This window comes from Massilia sp. CT11-137, from assembly GCF_047302885.1.
GTDB classification, from domain to species: domain Bacteria; phylum Pseudomonadota; class Gammaproteobacteria; order Burkholderiales; family Burkholderiaceae_D; genus Telluria; species Telluria orientalis.
The window spans coordinates 1,338,612-1,357,015 of sequence record NZ_JBKYMP010000001.1 but is presented as its reverse complement, the minus strand read 5'-3'; the positions used below and the strand labels follow the sequence as shown (position 1 = coordinate 1,357,015).

Annotated in this window: 17 protein-coding genes; 9 read left to right on the top strand and 8 right to left on the bottom strand. The window is 59.2% G+C overall.

Going from position 1 to position 18,404, the window contains the following annotated elements:
• Position 1: 1 nt before the first annotated feature.
• The 3 genes from ACEN98_RS06140 (at position 2) to ACEN98_RS06130 (ending at position 3,106) form a co-directional block, all read left to right on the top strand.
• Entirely contained in the window at positions 2–490 is a 489-nt protein-coding gene (locus tag ACEN98_RS06140; protein ID WP_413382582.1) for a YfiR family protein, read from the top strand.
• Positions 487–2,352 (top strand): putative bifunctional diguanylate cyclase/phosphodiesterase, encoded by a 1,866-nt coding sequence (locus ACEN98_RS06135; RefSeq protein ID WP_413382579.1) that lies wholly within the window; start codon positions 487–489, stop codon positions 2,350–2,352. The genes ACEN98_RS06140 and ACEN98_RS06135 overlap by 4 nt, the downstream gene beginning before the upstream one ends.
• A 172-nt stretch (positions 2,353–2,524) precedes the next feature.
• Positions 2,525–3,106 carry a DJ-1/PfpI family protein gene (locus ACEN98_RS06130; RefSeq protein WP_413382576.1) on the top strand — a complete coding sequence of 194 codons (582 nt, stop codon included), beginning with the start codon at positions 2,525–2,527 and terminating at the stop codon, positions 3,104–3,106.
• A gap of 14 nt (positions 3,107–3,120) precedes the next feature.
• Here the strand turns inward: ACEN98_RS06130 and ACEN98_RS06125 are convergent, their stop codons facing one another.
• On the bottom strand, positions 3,121–4,137 hold the full coding sequence (locus tag ACEN98_RS06125) for a GGDEF domain-containing protein (RefSeq protein ID WP_413382573.1): 1,017 nt from the start codon (positions 4,135–4,137) through the stop codon (positions 3,121–3,123).
• A 96-nt stretch (positions 4,138–4,233) separates the two neighbouring features.
• Here ACEN98_RS06125 and ACEN98_RS06120 point away from each other — a divergent pair, with 96 nt between their 5' ends.
• The gene (locus tag ACEN98_RS06120; protein ID WP_413382571.1) at positions 4,234–4,404 is read left to right on the top strand and encodes a hypothetical protein; all 171 of its coding nucleotides are present in this window, start codon (positions 4,234–4,236) and stop codon (positions 4,402–4,404) included.
• Positions 4,405–4,496: 92 nt separating this feature from the next.
• On the opposite strand, the gene ACEN98_RS06115 is transcribed toward ACEN98_RS06120, so the two are convergent.
• A complete protein-coding gene (locus tag ACEN98_RS06115) occupies positions 4,497–5,855 on the bottom strand; it encodes a GGDEF domain-containing protein (RefSeq protein WP_413382568.1) in 1,359 nt (452 codons plus the stop codon).
• A gap of 105 nt (positions 5,856–5,960) precedes the next feature.
• Between ACEN98_RS06115 and ACEN98_RS06110 the strand changes: the two genes are divergently transcribed.
• A complete protein-coding gene (locus ACEN98_RS06110) occupies positions 5,961–6,179 on the top strand; it encodes a hypothetical protein (protein ID WP_413382565.1) in 219 nt (72 codons plus the stop codon).
• Here ACEN98_RS06110 and ACEN98_RS06105 read toward each other — a convergent pair.
• Together ACEN98_RS06105 and ACEN98_RS06100 are read right to left on the bottom strand one after the other, a co-directional pair.
• Entirely contained in the window at positions 6,151–6,615 is a 465-nt protein-coding gene (locus ACEN98_RS06105) for a DUF1579 domain-containing protein (protein ID WP_413382562.1), read from the bottom strand. The genes ACEN98_RS06110 and ACEN98_RS06105 overlap by 29 nt on opposite strands.
• Before the next feature lie 10 nt (positions 6,616–6,625).
• Positions 6,626–7,303, bottom strand: coding sequence for an NIPSNAP family protein (locus ACEN98_RS06100; RefSeq protein ID WP_413382559.1), 678 nt, complete (start codon positions 7,301–7,303; stop codon positions 6,626–6,628).
• Between the two features lie 79 nt (positions 7,304–7,382).
• Between ACEN98_RS06100 and ACEN98_RS06095 the strand changes: the two genes are divergently transcribed.
• The 4 genes from ACEN98_RS06095 to ACEN98_RS06080 all read left to right on the top strand — a co-directional run bounded on the left by ACEN98_RS06095 (position 7,383) and on the right by ACEN98_RS06080 (position 12,421).
• Positions 7,383–8,348 (top strand): helix-turn-helix transcriptional regulator, encoded by a 966-nt coding sequence (locus ACEN98_RS06095; protein ID WP_413382556.1) that lies wholly within the window; start codon positions 7,383–7,385, stop codon positions 8,346–8,348.
• 101 nt (positions 8,349–8,449) lie between these two features.
• Positions 8,450–9,844: an FAD-containing oxidoreductase gene (locus tag ACEN98_RS06090; protein ID WP_413382553.1), complete on the top strand. Its 1,395-nt coding sequence runs from the start codon at positions 8,450–8,452 to the stop codon at positions 9,842–9,844.
• A 183-nt stretch (positions 9,845–10,027) separates the two neighbouring features.
• Positions 10,028–10,810 carry a hypothetical protein gene (locus tag ACEN98_RS06085; RefSeq protein ID WP_413382550.1) on the top strand — a complete coding sequence of 261 codons (783 nt, stop codon included), beginning with the start codon at positions 10,028–10,030 and terminating at the stop codon, positions 10,808–10,810.
• Positions 10,811–11,098: 288 nt separating this feature from the next.
• Positions 11,099–12,421, top strand: a complete 1,323-nt coding sequence (locus ACEN98_RS06080; protein ID WP_413382547.1) for a tyrosine-type recombinase/integrase — start codon at positions 11,099–11,101, stop codon at positions 12,419–12,421.
• An 89-nt stretch (positions 12,422–12,510) separates the two neighbouring features.
• Here ACEN98_RS06080 and ACEN98_RS06075 read toward each other — a convergent pair whose 3' ends face one another.
• From ACEN98_RS06075 to ACEN98_RS06060, 4 genes are all read right to left on the bottom strand, one after another.
• Entirely contained in the window at positions 12,511–13,581 is a 1,071-nt protein-coding gene (locus tag ACEN98_RS06075; RefSeq protein ID WP_413382544.1) for a ComEC/Rec2 family competence protein, read from the bottom strand.
• Between the two features lie 12 nt (positions 13,582–13,593).
• A complete protein-coding gene (locus ACEN98_RS06070) occupies positions 13,594–14,865 on the bottom strand; it encodes a hypothetical protein (RefSeq protein WP_413382541.1) in 1,272 nt (423 codons plus the stop codon).
• Complete coding sequence (locus tag ACEN98_RS06065) at positions 14,862–15,869, bottom strand: caspase family protein (protein WP_413382538.1); 1,008 nt, start codon at positions 15,867–15,869, stop codon at positions 14,862–14,864. Before ACEN98_RS06065 ends, ACEN98_RS06070 begins: the two co-directional genes overlap by 4 nt.
• A 119-nt stretch (positions 15,870–15,988) precedes the next feature.
• Complete coding sequence (locus ACEN98_RS06060; RefSeq protein WP_413382535.1) at positions 15,989–18,355, bottom strand: S8 family peptidase; 2,367 nt, start codon at positions 18,353–18,355, stop codon at positions 15,989–15,991.
• Positions 18,356–18,404 lie beyond the last annotated feature (49 nt).

Genomic DNA, 18,404 nt, shown 5'->3' with positions numbered 1-18,404 from the left:
GATGATCCGCGCCCTCGCTATCCTGGCGATTGCAACCGGCCTGGGCCTGGCGGCCGGCGTCTGCCGCGCCCAGGTCGAGGGCAAGGACATGAAGGCGGCGTACATCTTCAACTTCGCAATGTTCACGACCTGGCCGGATGCCGCCGCCAAGGGGCCGCTGTTCGTGTGCGTGAATCCGGACAATCCGCTGTGGTCCGCGCTGAGCGCCCTGAACGGCAAGCCGGTCAACGACCGCCCCTGGACCGTGACGGACCTGGCGCATCCGAAAGCCGCGCACTGCGACATCGCCGTGCTGGCGCGCTCGATGGAGCGGCCGGCCGCGTTGGCGGCGGGCGTGCTCGTCGTGCGCGACGGCGCCGGCGGCAAGGCCGCCATCACGCTCGTCGAGGACGATGAACACATCCGCTTCGACATCGACACGCAGGAAGCGGCGAAGAGCGGCCTGCGCTTTTCTTCCCACCTGCTGCGCCTGGCGAGGAACGTGTTATGAACCCGACGACGGCACGCCGCCCCGGAGAACTGAGCCGCATGCTCGGCATGGGCCAGCTGCTGGCCGCGGCCGCCGCGCTCGGCGTGGCCTGCTGCATCCTGCTCGCTTACCAGTTCGTCGCGCTGCGCCGCAACCTCACCGACGACCTCACCGTGCAGGCCGCGATCATCGCCGACAACGTTGCGGCCACATTGATGTTCCACGACCAGGACGCGGCGCACGAGATGCTGCGTTCGTTCCGCCACTCGTCGTTCCTCGCCGCCGCCACGGTGTACGACCGCCAGGACGTCGAATTCGCCGCCTACCGCAACGGTGCCGTCGACGATACGCCGTCGCTGCTGCGCGACTGGACGCTGTTCACGCCGCTCTCGGTGGCGCGGCCCGTCCGCTACCGCGGCATGGCGCTGGGCCGGGTCGTACTGACGGCCGACACGGTCGGCATCCGCAACGGCCTGCTGCGCTACGGCGCCCTGCTGGCCCTGGCCTCGCTGGGCGCGCTGGTGACGACGTCCATGCTCACGCGCCGCACCAAGGCCCGCATGCGCCGCGCCGAATCGCAGCTGAAGCACCTGGCCTACACGGACACCGTGACCGACCTGCCGAACCGCCGCTGCACCTACGAAGCGCTGGAGCTCGAAATCGCCATGCGCACCGAGGGCGGCGGCCGCATCGGCCTGCTCTTGATCGACCTCGACAACTTCAAGGTCGTCAACGACACCGCCGGCCACGCCGCCGGCGACCGCCTGCTGCAACAGGTGGCAAGCCGGCTACGCGCGACGGCGCGCCCCAGCGACCGCATCGGCCGCATCGGCGGCGACGAATTCGCCGTCATCGTCGCCCCGCTCGACGATGCGGCCGAGCTGGAACGCGCGGGCCAGCGCATCGTGGCCGCGCTGCGCCAGCCGCTGCAGGTCGAGGGGATCGAAGTGATGCCCACCGCCAGCATCGGCGCCTGCGTGTTCCCGGACGACGCGCACACGATGAGCGAACTGCTCAGCAACGCCGACGCCGCCCTGTACCGCGCCAAGGGCAAGGGCCGCGACAACGTGGTCCTGTTCGAGCGCGACATGATCCTCGCCACGCAGCGGCGCGCGCGCCTGGAACGCGACCTGCGGCGCCACCTCGAGGCCGGCCTGCTGGAACTGTGCTACCAGCCGCAATACGCCTGCGGCTCGCGCAAGATGGTCGGCGTGGAAGCGCTGCTGCGCTGGCCGCATCCGGATCAGGGTTATATCTCGCCGGCGGAATTCATCCCCATCGCCGAGGAAAGCGGCCTGATCGTCGAAGTCGGCAAGTGGGTGCTGGACCGCGCCTGCCGCGACGCCGTCGCGCTGTACCGCCAGACCGGCACGTGGCTCAGCATGGCCGTCAACGTCTCCGCGCGCCAGCTGCGCGACAAGGATTTCATCCGCGTCGTCGAAAGCACGCTGGCGCACACGGGCCTGCCCGCGGACCGGCTCGAGCTGGAGCTCACGGAAAGCATGCTGATGGAAGACCTGGACGGCGCCGTCGAATTCATGCACAACGTGCGCGCGCTGGGCGTACGCCTGTCGATCGACGACTTCGGCACCGGCTATTCGTCGCTCGCCTACCTGCAGACCTTCCCGATCAACCACCTCAAGATCGACCGCAGCTTCGTCCGCCTGCTGCCCACGTCGGGCACGACGATCGCCGGCGCCGTGATCGCCCTCGCCCACGGCTTCAGGCTGACCGTGGTCGCCGAGGGCGTCGAGGAACCCGAGCAGTTCGAATGGCTGCGCGAGGCCGGCTGCGACTACGTGCAGGGTTACCTGCTGGCGCGCCCGCTGCCGCTGGCGGCCCTGCGTGCGCGCGTGCTCGAGGAATGCGTGCCGGCGGCCTGAGCCGCTTTCAATCCGGCGCCGGCCCGTCCACGATCGGGCGCGGAGCGAGCTCCCTTGGTGCGGGTCCGCTTCCGGCAACAAACCGTGCCGAACATCAAGCCTTACGGCGCCCGCGCGACGATGGTATCTTGTCGAGGCAAGTCCAGGGGAACCTCTTCAAGGAGAACACACGATGGCAGCGAAAAAGATCCTGTTGTTGACCGGCGATTTTGCGGAAGATTACGAAACCATGGTGCCGTTCCAGGCGCTGCTGGCGGTAGGCCACACGGTGCACGCCGTCTGCCCCGGCAAGAAGAAGGGCGACAAGGTCAAGACCGCGATCCACGATTTCGAAGGCGACCAGACCTACACGGAAAAGCCCGGCCACCAGTTCGCGCTGAACGCCGATTTCGCCGAAGCGAGCGCGGACGACTACGACGCCCTCGTCATCGCGGGCGGCCGCGCGCCGGAATACCTGCGCCTCGATCCGCAGGTGATCGCGCTGGTGCGGGGCTTTGCGCACGCCGACAAGCCGATCGCCGCCGTCTGCCACGGCGCCCAGCTGCTGGCAGCCGCCGACGTCATCCGCGGCAAGCGCGTGTCGGCCTATCCCGCCTGCGCGCCGGAGGTCAAGCTGGCCGGCGGCGAATATGCCGACATCCCGGTCGACCAGGCCGTCACGGACGGCAACTTCGTCACCGCCCCGGCCTGGCCCGCGCATCCGCAATGGATCGCGCAGATCCTCAAACGGCTCGGGACCGACATAACGCTGTAGTTCGGGCGGTAACGTCAGGCCGCCTCGGCGGGCGCGGTCGTTTCGTCTGGAATATGGGCGCACACGCGGTCGCGGCCGCCCCGCTTGGCCCGATACAATTCCTCGTCGGCGTGCTTGATGACGACGCCGACCGCGTCGCGCTCGTGGTGCTGTGCCACGCCGAACGATGCCGTGACGCGCAGGCCAACCGGCCACGCCTGCTGGTGCAGCCTGCGGCGCAGGTTTTCCGCGAGAGTCCGTCCCTGGTGCACGTTGGTCACCGGACAGACGATGAGGAATTCCTCGCCGCCCCAGCGCACGAGGCGGTCCGACGAACGGATGCCGGACGCGATGACGCTGGCAAACTTGCGCAGGACATCGTCGCCCACGTCGTGGCCATGCGTGTCGTTGATCGATTTGAAGTGGTCGATGTCGATGAAGATCACGGCCATCGGATCGGCCAGCAGGCTCGACGTACTCATCAGCGCCGCCCGCAGGCCCTGCCGGTTCAGCGCGCCCGTGAGCGGATCGATGTGCGCCTGCCCGGCCAGGTCGCGGGCCTCGAGCTCGAGCGCCTTGTTGACCTCCTTGAGCAAGGCGATGGCCGCCTCCCGGTCCTTCAATTCCGTACGCAACGACAGCGTGACGGCCACCAGCCAGCCGACGGCGCACAGGACCCAGGCGCTCACCAGCCCCATCAGCAATGTATTCAGGGCGATCACCTTGCCGTGCAACTGCAGTCGGCGCAACGTGAACACATGCACGCCGTCCTTGCCGTCGCCCCTGATCAGCAACTCGACGCGCGCGATATTGTCGACATTGACGGCCGCGTGCTCCATCGACGGCTTGACCATGTCCTTCCACCAGGGTGCCACAGCGAACCATTTGAGCGGAATGCGTAACTCGCCGTCGGCCGGCAAATCGAGTTTATCGACCTGGTGGACCTTGAAGGTCTCCCACTGGTCGAGCCGCGTCAACCCTTTCTCGACCTGGGCCAGGGCCATACTGAAGTCCGGGTTCCCGGTGCCGGAATAGTGTCCGTCAATGGTCATGTAATCGAACGTTGACATGTCCATACCCACATTCCCCTTGAGAAGATTGAACGTGAGTTTGCAATATGGCCATCCGTACTTCGGGACGACATGACAATGCACGACCAGGTCGCGCCCTTTCTTTTCGATCACCCCGACCGAAGCGCCGCCTTCGCCGCTGCTGCGATCATCCTCGATCCAGACCTGGAAATGATCGCCGGTCAGCTCGACCACCTCCTCCATGCCGACGCGCTGCCAGGTGAGCAGAACGATCGTCAGCAGCAATAGCCCGCCGAACACGTAACGGGCATAGCCGACGATACGGGCTAACGGCTGAAGCGAGGCGATGGACGCGGACATAATCGTTATACGCTATGACGTCAGGCCGCCGCGGCGTTAGCGATCATGTCGGCCGGAACATAGGCGCAAACGCGGTCGCGGCCGCCCTGCTTGGCGCGATACAGCTCTTCGTCGGCGTGCTTGATGACGACACCGACTTCATCGCGCTCGTGATGCTGCGCCACGCCGAACGAGGCTGTGACATGCAGATCCGCCGGCCACGCCTGCTGGTGCAGCGCACGGCGCAGGTTTTCCGCGAGAGTCCGTCCCTGGTGCACGTTGGTCACCGGACAGACGATGAGGAATTCCTCGCCGCCCCAGCGCACGAGGCGGTCGGACGAACGGATACCGGACGCGATGACGTTGGCGAACTTGCGCAGGACATCGTCGCCCACGTCGTGGCCATGCGTGTCGTTGATCGATTTGAAGTGGTCGATGTCGATGAAGATCACGGCCATCGGATCGGCCAGCAGGCTCGACGTGCTCATCAGCGCCGCACGCAGGCCTTGCCGGTTCAGCACGCCCGTGAGCGGATCGATGTGCACCTGCCCGGCCAGGTCGCGCGCTTCAAGTTCGAGCGCCTTGTTGACCGTCCTGAGCAGCGCGACGGCCGCCCGGCTGTCCCGCAGTTGCGAGCGCAGCGACAGCGTGAGGATCGCGAGCCAGCCGACGGCGCACGATACCCATGCGGCCACGATCCACATCAGCAGCGTGTCGCGGCTGATCATCTTGCCGTGCAGGCGCAGGGCGTGCAGGGTGAAGACGTGCTCGCCTTCCTTGCCGCCGCCATTGATCATCAATTCCGCGCGCGCGACGTTGTCGACATTGACCGCGGAATGCGCCAGCGTCGGCTTCGCCATGTCCTTCCACCACTGCGCCACGCCAAACCACTTGATCGGTATCACGAAGACTTTGCCATCGGGCGGCAGGTCGAGCGCATCGATCTGGTTGATCTTGTAGGTTTGCCACTGGTCGAGGTGGGTCAGCCCTTCTTCGATATCCGCAAGCACCAGGCCGAATTTCGACGCCCCCGGCCCGGCATATCGCCCCTCGATGGTCAAGAAGTCGAAACGGGACATGTCCATGCCCTTCTCCCCCTTGAGGAAATTGAAACTCAACTTACAGTACGGCCATGGGCTCTTCGACGCGATATGGCAGTGCACGATGAGGTCCTGCCCTTTGCGCTCGAGCGAGGCCACGGAAGCGCCACCGCCCGACCGGTCATCCTCTACCCACAGCGGAACGTGATCGCCGGTCAACTCGACGACCTTTTCCATGCCATAGCGCTGCCATACGAGCAGGATGACCGTGATGAGCAGCAAGCCCGCGAAGACATAGCGGGCATAGCCGAGGAGCCGGACCAAGGGCTGCAGCGAGGTTTCAGTGGGGGGCACCGACATGGTGAGTTTCTTAGAGATTCTTGCGATACAGCAAGATACCTCACCATTTAGGTGCATGCAATAAAACTGAAAAGCAGTGTTGCCAATCGGTATCAGTTAATGCGAATGGCGAACAAATTGGACGTCGTCCTGCTGACGCGGAATAACCCCAATTTGAACACCGTCCCGACACCGAACCCCGGCCGTCCCGCATGGCCGAACAAGACCGATGCGCGGCGGCTGCCGGACGGTGCGTCGGCGGGCGAGCGCGCGTTTGCCGGGGACGGCGTCGCGGACGGCCTGCTGCGCGGAACGTTCAAGAAACGGCGCGCTCGAACTTCATGACCCAATTCGTTTCCCACGTCGCGCCGCCATCCTTCGAGAACGCCTGCTGCCAGCGGGCGCTCGCGGCCGTGATGTCCGTCCAAAGGAAGCGTACGCGGATCGGTTGGCTGTCCAGGGTGTCGTCGGCAAAGAAGGTACCGGTGCCGTCCTTGAACGCGCCCACGACCGGGACGCCCAGGTCATGGGGCTGGCGGCTGTCGAGCCACCAGATCGACCACTGATCCGTCGCCGGATCATAGGCGCGGATCGAGGCCGCACGATAGGTGCCTGACGGCGTTTCCAGCACGTTGTCGTCGACGTTCGCCTGGCCGTCCAATAGCGGTCGCAGGGAACATGTCCCGCTAAACTCTTCCCATTCGGTGCATCCGACGAGGCGTTCCTTGAGACGCCGATGGCGGACTGTCCAGTGGCCGACGAGGAAATCGAAATCGTTCATGGTGGGATCCTTATGCATGGATGGCCGAACGGACTGTCGGCGCGAGTTTCATGGAATGGGGCGGCTGTTTGAGCCACTGCGACAGGGCCGGCGTCACGTTCCGTTCGATCGGCTCCTTGAACACGGCCACGCTGACGAGCACGTGCTCGCCTTCACGCACGGGCAGGCGCGGGAAATTGTTCGGGCTCGGTTCGGTGACATACCAGCCTTGCGCCAGCGCCCCGTCCCTTTGCAGAACGCACGTCATGCGCTCGCGGCAGACGTCGAGCAGTGCCGGGCCCGCGACATCGTTCAGGGTGAACACGGTGATGTCCACGAAGCCGTCCGCGCCCCCTGCCCTGCGTGCGGGATCATGCGCGAGACCGGCGCCGTGCCACGCCGGGCGCAGCAGCAGGACGTCGTCGGAATCGATCATGGTCGCGTTCGCCGCGTCGCGATGGGCCGCCCAGACCGGACCGCCGTAGAAGCCTTGCAGGCCGCGTGCACGCGACGGCATGTCGGCAAAACCACGCAGCCAGACGAAGCGGTCCGGATCATCCAGATCGCGGAACTGGCCCATCACGCTCATGCCTTCCGCTTCCTGGGACTCGACGAATTCACGGTCGAACAGCTCGATCAGCGCATCGCGCTTTCGCGGGTGCAGCGTGTACTGGCGCAGTTCGACGACCTGGGGATGTGTCGGTGGCATGGCGGGCTCCTCGTTGGTATCAATGCAGGCAGTATCGAATAGAATATCTGCCACCTGATGTCATATATTCCGCCCGACCATGCGCGCCAGCCGCCTGCTTTCCATCCAAATGATGCTTGAGACACGCGGCCCCATGAGCGCCGCCGCGCTCGCCGAGGCGCTGGAAATCTCCGTGCGCACGCTGCACCGCGACATCGACCAGCTCACCGCCGCCGGTGTGCCGATCTACGCCGAACGGGGCCGCACCGGCGGCTTCCGGCTGCTCGACGGCTGGAACACGCGACTGACCGGCCTGACCCCGGCCGAAGCGCAAGTCGTCTTCCTCAGCGGCCTGGCCGGCCCGGCAGCCGACCTCGGCCTCGACAAGCCGCTGCAGGGCGCGCAACTCAAGTTGCTGACGTCGCTGCCGGAATCGTCGCGCTCGGAAGCGCAGAAGATGCAGTCGCGCTTTCACCTCGACCCGGTCGACTGGTATCGCGAGGCGGATGCGGTGCCGTGCCTGGCAGTCGTCGCCGAAGCACTCTGGTCGGAGAGGCAACTGAGCATGAGCTACGAGAGCTGGCGCGACGAGGTCGAGCGGGTCGTGCATCCGCTGGGGCTCGTGCTGAAGGCGGGTGCGTGGTACCTCGTCGCCGCGGCGGACGGCAAGCCGCGCACGTACCGGATCTCGAACGTGAAACGCGCGGCGATGCTGGAGCAGCGCGCAAAACGGCCGGCGCGGTTCGACCTGGCGCGCTACTGGGCGGAGTCCGTCGCGCGCTTCGAGGCCGAGCTTTATACGGACCATGCGGACGTGCTGGCGACGCCGGCCGGGCTCAAGAGTCTGCGTTACCTGAATACCGCCGTTGCCCGTGCCGTGGCGGACGCGCGGCCGTCGCGGCGGCGGGATGGGCGGGTCGCGTTGCGGATTCCGGTCGAGTCGGTCGAGCATGGGGCCGGCCAGTTGCTGCGCCTGGCGCCGGAGGTGGAGGTGACGGGGCCGGCCAGGCTCAGGGAAGCGATCGTTTCCAGGTTGCGGTGCCAGTCGGAGATGTATGGCTGCTGATATGCACCCCGCAATCCGGCCAGTGCCGGCCGCCCGGCCGAACGTCCTACAATAGAACGCCCGGCCGGACACCCGCGCCGGCGTCGACAAGGAGAGCAGCCATGCCAGCCGTCACCGAACGATTCGACGCAGTGATCATCGGCGTGGGCCAGGCGGCGTCCGCCCTGGCCAACCGCCTGGGAACGGCCGGCATGACCGTTGCCGTCATCGAACGCCGTGCCGTGGGCGGCACCTGTGTAAACGTCGGCTGCACGCCCACCAAGGCGATGGTGGCGAGCGCCCGCGTCGCCCGCCTGGCCGCGCGGGCCGGCGAATACGGCGTGACGATCGCGGGCGCGCCCGTGGTCGACATGGCGGCCGTGAACGACCGGACCCGCGCCATCGTCGGCAAGAGCCGCGCGGGACTCGAGCGCTGGATCACCGGGCTGCCCGGCTGCACGCTGATCCACGGCCATGCGCGCTTCGAGAGCGCGCGCACGGTGCGGGCAGGCGACCGTCTTCTGGAGGCGGACAGGATCTTCATCGACGTGGGCGGCCGCGCTTCGGCGTCGAACATCGAAGGACTCGGGGACATCGATTGGCTCAGCAGCAGCGACATGGTGACGCTGCGCGAACTGCCACGCCACCTGGTCGTCATCGGCGGCAGCTACATCGGACTGGAATTCGCGCAGATGTTCCGCCGTTTCGGTTCGCAGGTGACGGTGGTGGAACGCGGCGCGCGCCTCATGCCGCGCGAGGACAGCGACGTCTCGGACGAGATCCGCGCCATCCTCGAAGCCGAGGGCATCGCGTTCAGGCTGGACGCGGAATGCATCGAGGTACGCCCGCATCCGGAAGGCGGCGCGGTGATCACGCATGGCGGCAAGGAACAGACCGTCGGCAGCCACATCCTCGTGGCGGCCGGCCGCGTGCCGAACACGGACGACCTGGGCCTCGACAAGGCCGGCGTGCGCACCGGTCCGCACGGCCATATCGAGGTCGACGAGCAGTTGCGTACGAACGTCCCGGGCATCTGGGCGCTGGGCGACTGCAACGGGCGCGGCGCCTTCACGCACACGGCCTACAACGACTACGAGATCGTCGCCGCCAACCTGCTGGACGGCGAGTCGCGCTCGGTGAACGACCGCATCCCCGTCTATGCACTGTATATCGATCCGCCCCTTGGACGCGTCGGCATGACCGAGGAACAGGCGCTGGCGCAGGGCCGCACCGTTCGCGTCGGGAAGCGGCCCATGACGCGCGTGGGACGCGCCGTCGAAAAAGGCGAGGCCCAGGGCTCGATGCGGATCATCGCGGATGGGCAGACGGACGAGATCCTCGGGGCCGCCATCCTCGGCCCCGGCGGCGACGAGGCCGTGCACATGGTGCTGGCTGCAATGTCTGCCGGGATGACCTGCCGGCAGCTGACCCACGTGGTGGCGATCCACCCGACCGTATCCGAGCTGATTCCCACGATCGCCGGCGAACTGGACGCGCCGCACCCGGGCGGCGGCTGACGCGCGGCGCCGCTGCGCCGAACCGTTGACGCAAATCGGCATAGGTATGCTGCCGAGATGGCGTCGCATTTTTCATGCATAAGTTGCCTCAAAAATGTTGACGCTCCTGGGCGTTTTCGTAATTGCCACTCGAACAGCTGGTCGGCCAGACTCCTTTCAACTTTCGTTGAACGAGGACGCACGATGTTTTCGGATGCAGCCGCAAAACCGCTACGGACACGCCTGGAATTCGCACCCACCCACCCTGCCGACGGTTCGCTCTTTCTCATCTATATCACGCTGATCTGGATCGGGATGCTGCTCGGCTTCGGTCGTGAGATCGCGCAGCATATCGCGAACAATGACCCGCCCTACCCCGTGATCCTGCACGTGCATTCCGCCGTGTTCGCCACATGGCTGGTCGCGTTCACCGCGCAAATCCTGCTCGTTCGCGCAGGGAAGCCCGCCCTGCACCGGCGCCTGGGCATCGCGATGGCATTCGGTGTGGGCGTGCTCGCCATCGTCGGCCCGCTGACGGCTTATACGATCCAAAACCTGAAGTTCGGCACGCCGCACAGCGATCCGGCATTCCTGAGCGTGCAACTGGGCGATTTGATTGGTTTCGTTGGCCTGAGCGTGGCGGGCATCGTTTTCCGCAGGCGGGTGGCGGCACACAAGCGCCTGATGATGCTGGCGATCCTGCAACTGAGCACAGCGGGCTTTGCGCGCTGGCTGGGCGGTACGATCAGCGCCGCCTACCCGTTCGGCTACTGGGGGCAGAGTTTCTGGGCGACGTTCCTGATCCTGCATCTGACCAACGACGTGCTCGCGCTCGGCATCGGTGTGCACGACCTGCTGACCCGCGGGCGGTTGCATCCAGCCTACGTGATGGGTCTGGTCTGGAGTTTTGGCTGGCAGGTCACGCACGTCAGCCTATATCTGTGGCCGGCGTGGTTACCGGTGGCGAAGATGCTGCTGGGGCATTGAGACCAAAAAAATCAGGGGCTTGGCGGATGTTGCGCAAGCCCCTGATTCATTGCGGGTTTTTGGTAGGCCTCCCCGGAGTCGAACCGGGCACCAACGGATTATGAGTCCGCAGAAATCGCTATTCAGGCGTGTTGATCAATGTTGAAGATTTCGACAAAACCCTGAAAAATCATAGGCTTATGATTTTTTCAATGCCTCTTGGTGTTGATGGGAGTTCATTGATATACTCAAAATTCACTTACACAGCCGTTACATGGACCTCATGAACGGACAAGAGCATAGCAACGAATGTCGAGAGTAAAACTAACAGCAGGCCGCATCGAAGCGTTCAGGTGCGAGGACGGGAAATCGCAGTCGTTCCTGTGGCACGCGACAGTACATCAGCTTGCGCTGCGCGCCACCAGCACCGGAGCCAAAGCATTCATCTTTCAATCAACCTTGGCTGGCAAGACAATTCGCATGACCATCGGTTCGCCCAAGGCCTGGACGATCGAACAGGCCGAGAGCGAGGCCAGGAGGCTGCAAACTATCGTCGACAGCGGTAAGGATCCGCGCCAAGTCAAGCAAGACGAAATCGAGGCCATGAAGGCGGCTGCAGCCGAGAAGGCTGCAGCTGAAGAGGCTGCGAAACATGCGGCAGCACGAGACGCTCTCACCTTGAAGACAATTTGGGAAACGTACGTTGCGGACCGGACGCCGCACTGGGGCGAGCGCCACCGCGCTGACCACTTCAAACTCATCAAGGAAGGTGGGGAACCGCGGACGCGAAGCAAGAAGAAGGTGACGGAACCTGGCCCACTCGCGGCTCTCGCCCATGTTCGCCTTGTCGATCTCGTACCAGAACGAATCGAGGCGTGGGCAAAGGTCGAGGCGGCCAAAAGGCCGACAAGTGCAAGACTTGCGCACCGTATGCTCAAGGCGTTTCTGAACTGGTGCATGGAACATCCTGTCTACGGCAGCGCCGTTACCGCCAATGCTGCCCGCAGCAAGAGGGCTCGGGAGGTCTTGGGCAAGCCTGGCGTCAAACGTGACTCGCTACAGCGGGAACAGCTGGCAGCATGGTTTGCGGCAGTCCGTAGTCTTGGAAACCCGGTGATGGCGGCTTACCTGCAGACGCTGCTTCTCACTGGAGCGAGGCCGGGAGAAATCATGGCAATGCGCTGGGACGATCTGAACGTTCGATGGAAGGGGCTTACGATCAGGGACAAGGTAGAGGGCGAGCGCGAGATTCCGCTGACTCCATACGTAGCAACCCTTCTTGCTTCCCTACCCCGGCGCAATGACTGGGTGTTCTCGAGTACGAAAGGTGGACATATCACCAGTCCAAATTATCAGCTCAAATCGGTGTGTACGGTTGCTGGCATCGACGGGCTAACCCTGCACGGGCTGCGGCGATCGTTCAAGTCACTGTCGGAATGGCTCGACCTTCCTGCTGGTGTGATTGCCCAAATTCAAGGGCATAAGCCCAGTGCTACGGTTGAGAAGCACTATACGAATCGTCCCCTAGATTTACTTCGAATCCACCATGAAAAGCTAGAAGTATGGATTCTTGAGCAAGCAAGCGTCGATTTTACGAATTCAATGGCCAGGCTACATGCCATCACGGCGTAGATACAGCGCGGAGATCTCGTCCTTAGGCTGATTCACATGAATTCACCAGAAGTCTACGGCCACTCTTACGAGTATTGGGTACGTGCCGACTAAATGTCACTAGCTGGCTTATCGATCTTAATGGTAACACCAGATTCATCACCAAATGTTGTTGAGAAATCGTGAATGTGCTTGAGAATTGCCTCATCCCAAATGGCATTAAATTCTGTACGATAATTAAATATTAGATTAGGATTTTTACCGTATTTAACAACCCGCGCCACTGCTTGCCTTGATGGATGTTTGTAGCGAGATCCATTACTACTAAATAGGTAGCGAGGGCAATCAAGAGCCTTAACGAAATCTATTGAGACATTATTCTCACTACCATGGTGAGGAACTTTCACTAGATCAAAATGATAAGGAGCACTACCATAATGATCTTCAAGAGACGAAAGTAAACGCGACGGAAAAGCGTCGGCCCCGAATAAGACTCGAGCACCATCGTACTCTACTACGAACGCAATGCTACTCCCATTGGCCACAGCGGTATCTTCTTCAAAATCTTCGTTAGCCAATTGTCCAACATTCAAAATACCTGCTCCACCAAACCCTTCTCGACCTTCCTTTCCAAAATAAATTTTCTGTTCCTCAATGTGGCCATACAAATCTGCCTCACCACAAACCTTAATCCATTCGGTTTTCAACCTCGCGAGCTGATTAGCATCTGGGGACAAGAGGGCAATCTTAGCCCCACCTGGGAGATTTATAACCTGTTCCTTACCATCATCGACCATAAAGCCATCATTCTTACGGTCAACGTTCCACGCCACGCTGTTGCTCAGTAGTAGACCAGTTAGGGTCTCACCTTGCTTTTCACCGAAGGTCTCTGGTCCTGGCAAATGTCGAAATCCGTTAAACCAGAAATCTCGAATCGGAACACCATAAAATCCTTCTCGAAGAAGCGTCAACATGCCTCCGATATGATCCGCATCGACGTGAGTTACCACTACCAGTTCAAGCACACCTTTGCGCTCTGCAAGGTCTGTCAATCTTTTTTTGAGAGCAGTCGGCACTGTTGGCCCTGCATCAATGAGGATTACACTTGGCTCAGCTTGGGAGCCATATTCAATCCACAAACAATCACCGTAACTAGCCGGCAATGAACTTACTGACAACATTGGAATCCTCTTTTAGTATTTCACTGGCAATCCCAAGAACTTTTGCACTTGGAATGTAATAAAAGGCTCGTCTCTAACACAAGCGACATCAACCGCCCTCATGTCCGTAAGCATTCCTTCAACCTCTTTGTCTGATGGGTCCGCCATTAGGAGCGTCGTAAGCGCCTCAACAAGAATATGGAGCCCAACTGTATAGTAAGGCAGCCCACGCCCAAGTGATGCAATAAACAGATTACGCGCTTCACGCCAGGTCTCAGTATTACGCCCCCCATTACGCAGCAATTTCCATCCAAGTGCAATGGGTCCGTCCGGGAGCCATTCAAACCGATTGCAAAGGTTTTCCATCCACTCTCTACCTGACTCCAGATCACTGCGATTTAGAGCAAAAAGGTAAGCGGCAGCTACAGCAGCGAAAGGGTTGTCCTCTTTCTCATACAATGCTGACGTAGCTTGCCCACGCAGACTTTGTGAAATTCCAACGCTAGATTGAACATCACGTCGTGTTAAATGCTCAACCAGTGACCCGTAAACCGGATCCATCAGTTTCAGAAAGACCGACCACTTCGTCGCCTCGACGCCATCTTCCGCCACGCGATTCATAGACAAGCTGAATGCGTCACCATCCCTTCCCGCCCAACCGAATGGATATGCCACCAAAGTTTGGCTTTTCCCACGGCTTGAAATCACAAGCCATTTGCGATCATAACCGTTCCTAAAGCTGTGAACTACACCATTCGGCAGAACCATTGAGAAAGTTAGATCAGCAGTTAGAACTCGCGCTACGATTTCATTTTCTCGAGAAGAGCTGTCAATTTCCGTAACGAACTCACGCAAGTTTTTAAGCGGAATAACATTTTTTTGAGGCACCGATTTGATTTCTAAATCAGGAGCCTGAAGTCCTACAGACTTAAGCGCAGCACTTAGTACCCGAGGAACCCCGTTTGGGCTTGGCGGCGGTGATGATTTTTTAAACACCTGTTGCTTAGAAGTCGGGACCAAATATCGATACCGCTCACCTTCAACGACAACGATAGTAGATCGTAATGATGCGCCATTTGGATATCTGAGTTCAACGACGTAAGTACCAGCCTTGGGCAACTCAAGCACCGACTCTTCGCTTTCTGGAAGATTAGTACCAACCAATACCGTACGATTAGAAAAGATCGGATCTCCCAGTGATAATTGCTCTTCCTCGGGATAGAGTGGCCATATCGAGCATAGGAATTCGCGAGCAGGTTCAAGTAAGCCGCTTGAGGAACTCTCAAAACAGATTTCAGGATTCATTGAACCTCCAGCAAAATGTTTTGGAAGGGGGGATAAAGAGTTGTCTCTAATGTTACAGCACTAAATTTGCTTGACGGTGCAAACTGCGCTTCGACGAAGCATTGTCCACAAGGGATGAAGGTCCTCCACGGGTGTGCTTTGTCCATGCGGGTGCCGCGCCTCTCTTTGGTGGTATAACTAATCTCAGCAGATGCATTCGCCTTTTCGTTATCAAGCGACACATGTACTACAACCTCTGGAGGTCCAGAAAGAACATGTATTTGAAAACCCGTTCCGACAATTCCGTCAGCTGGACATTGAGGCTTGCCGCTAAAATCGTCCATCAGTGCAGCGATCGCTTTTTGAAGCTCTTGAGGCGAAACGGCCCAATGCTTGCCATTAGGTCTAAATACGGCACAGCGGGTCAGCCCTTCAAGTAACGCTTTAGTGAAGTCGCTTACGTTTTCGGGTTCGCCGAAAGCTTGCTCACCTTGGCGGGCAGAGTACAAGACTGGATTCGATCCTTCAAAGACTTCGAATACGTTTCCAGGCTCCAATCCAGACTGCGCTGGCATATGGGGCGTAAACACTGTTGCCAAATCGACGGTACGACAGGCATCTATCAAATAAACTTGCTTCTGAGCTTTACATGCCCCCATGGCGATCCTGAATGCGCTTAAATGCAGCGCGCTCATCAAAAGATCCTTTTTAGATCCTGTGTCCTCCATAAGTAGATAGGTATTGATGCCATCGCCAATTCCGTGCCCACAGAAGTAGAAAATCGCGACGTTGCTGGAATCTGCATTAGCACGCTCAAACCAAGCTTGTACCGAAGCTTCGAAATTATTCCATGTTGCCGCCGCTATTTCCGCGACCAATCCATTCGCATCGGTGTATGTTGACGCTTGCGGCTCCGAAATCAACACCTCAATAGACTTGAGCGGAGCTTGAGGATTATTAAGCGTTCTGTCAAACCACTCCAGCATTGCCATAGCAGATTTTGGCGGAGAAGTAAGCTGCTTCATTTCTCGGTGCTTTGGATGCGTTTGCCCTATCCCATCCTTCAAATGTGGATATGCCCCCACTCCGATTATAAATACATGCGTGCCTGGCCCTTCACTATCATCTAGCCTAAATGTTGTCATTAAGTCCTCACCCTTGCTGAGGTTCTAACGTCAACCAAGCTCACACCTTGTTGAATAAGTGCTCTTCGAGCACTTGCAAAGACAGGTTCCTCTTTATCAGGATCAGAAATAGTCAGCACAACAGCGAATTGCACACCCTCTTTTGGATACAAAGCACCAGCACGAGTTATTGAATCAACCACTAGTCGCCAGTTACTTGTCCCTTCTAATCGTTTAAAAGGCTTACTGTAATGCTTGACTGGCCACCACTTTGCTCCGTGAGCAATTAGGTTTTTTTCGAGTTTTCCTGAATGGTCGGCTTTAAGACGTCCATGAAAAGAAGCCTCACCATCCTCGCTAACAATTTCCTGGCGCAAATATGCGTCAATATTCACTCGCGCAAATTCAGCTTGATGTAGACGATCTAGTGGTGGCGAATAGGCGATGGTCAGTTCCACATTGCCCCGTGTCCGTCCATTTTTAATCAAAACCTCAGGCCAAACAAAATCAAAGGAAAGCTCTCGGCCAAGCGGCAAAGTATCTTTGAATATCAACGTAATTGTGTTGTCGTCAGTCGCGAGCATATCGTCAACTGTGGCAGGCATGCCAAAACCAGCGAAATCTTTACACACATCCTTCAAGAGTTTGTGATCAAGCAACCTCGGCATCCGCGCAAAATGATACATGAGTGCCATCAACAATTCCCGCGGTTGTTTCCCTTCAGTCCGGTGATCAAGCAATGCCAATGTTTTGGCGACTAACGGCGCAGCAAAACTCGTTCCTTCATCTTCCATGCGTGCGCAGACATTATCAATGGAAACAAGCGGGGTGTTCCCAGCGGTACACCCACCAATGTGCGCAAAATCTGGCTTAATTCCTGCGGACGTTGCCGGTCCCCGACGAGTGTACGGAGCTGGCCTCGTTCGTCCAGATGAATCCATTGGCTCGAGGGCACCCACTGTTATATTTCGTGCGGTTTCACCAGGGACATAAATTCGATCTGCGCCGAGCTGACGGTACGAAGCGAGCTGCTGCAAAGCAGGTGTTGCTTCGTCTGGCCATCGATTGCGCACTTGCGCGCCATCTAAATTACCTGCCGAAATAACAAAGATTACGTCATGTTTATCGGCGATTTGGTCTAGAAGAGCTGCATATGGACTATATCCATTTTGATCGGTCATAAGCTCTGGGTTCAAACTCAAATTTATGACACGTAGGTTATCTGGCTTCGACTGACTCAGCTCTGCGTCAAGTTGAAGCAACATATCAATGAAGCCTTTCTCAAAGTTGCCTTCGAACTTAGCTTTGTCTTCTGTGTACAAATCGTAGTCGAAGAACTTGCACGCATCCTCCTCAATTTGCTGATTGGGATTAAAACCAGCACCATTGACTAATAATCCTGCAATAAAAGTACCATGGTCGCGTTCGCTATCAGGCTCGCGCATATAGTCCACCATACCCGCAGACCATGCTGCAATTGAGCGATCACGGCTTACGCCCGCGTCCACGATACCCACAACAGGATAAGTTTGCTCAGGCTGCGGCTGCGGGAGAACAATTTTTGTTCTTGCCGTAGCATGGGGTGTTAGCCGAGTCGACTGCGTGCCGCGGCTAACTGCTGCTCCCAACGAATATCTACGGACTAGCGCTGAACTGTCTAAGAACTCTAGAGTCGTCTCCAGTAGCGTCTCGAATTTTGTTCCCTCCACGATTTCAGCTGGGAACTGGACAACAGTAAGGTGCAAATCTTTCCATTTGTCGCCAGACGACCAGATCGCTAGATCAGGGGACAGGCCCCGAAGTTCTCTACGAAACTTGCGCAGCGCTTTGTATGCCTCAGTACGATCATTCTCATCTTCGGCCAAAGTCGATTCATCGACAAACAACTCCACAGCAAAATATCGTGCACCAGGCTTATGCTTAAAATGCTGTACCGCCTGGTTCATTTCAAACGCACGTTTATCCCTACGAGTCGGCAGCAGTATGTCTTCAATTGCGCCGACCTCAGACCTTGCAGAACTTACTTTTAGTTTGTTGTGGCTGTCTCGCTTAGTAACCGTATCTTCGGCATTGTCGATTTTCCCTGCAACTTTAGCCAGGACTGACGGAGTAACCTCAAAATATAGTTCGCCTAACGCTCCAGTTCCAACTAGTGGCGAGCTCTGGGGTTTGAAAAGCGCCTCCATAGGTCGATGCGACTTCGCCAAAGCAGCCGATTGAAGCCGTACCTTGACATAGCCGACCGCGTCGAAATTCGAACCTGAGAGAGTTGTGCGAATTGAATCGACCTGCTTGAGCAACCGATGCTTGTGTCGCGCAAACTCTACGTCGCGATCTGCAAAAAAATCTTTTGCCCCGCCACCGCCTCCACCTTCTGGTTGCTTCATGTACTGGCTAGTCTTAAGGACGACTTGGACCGGATTGTTTGCCATTTTT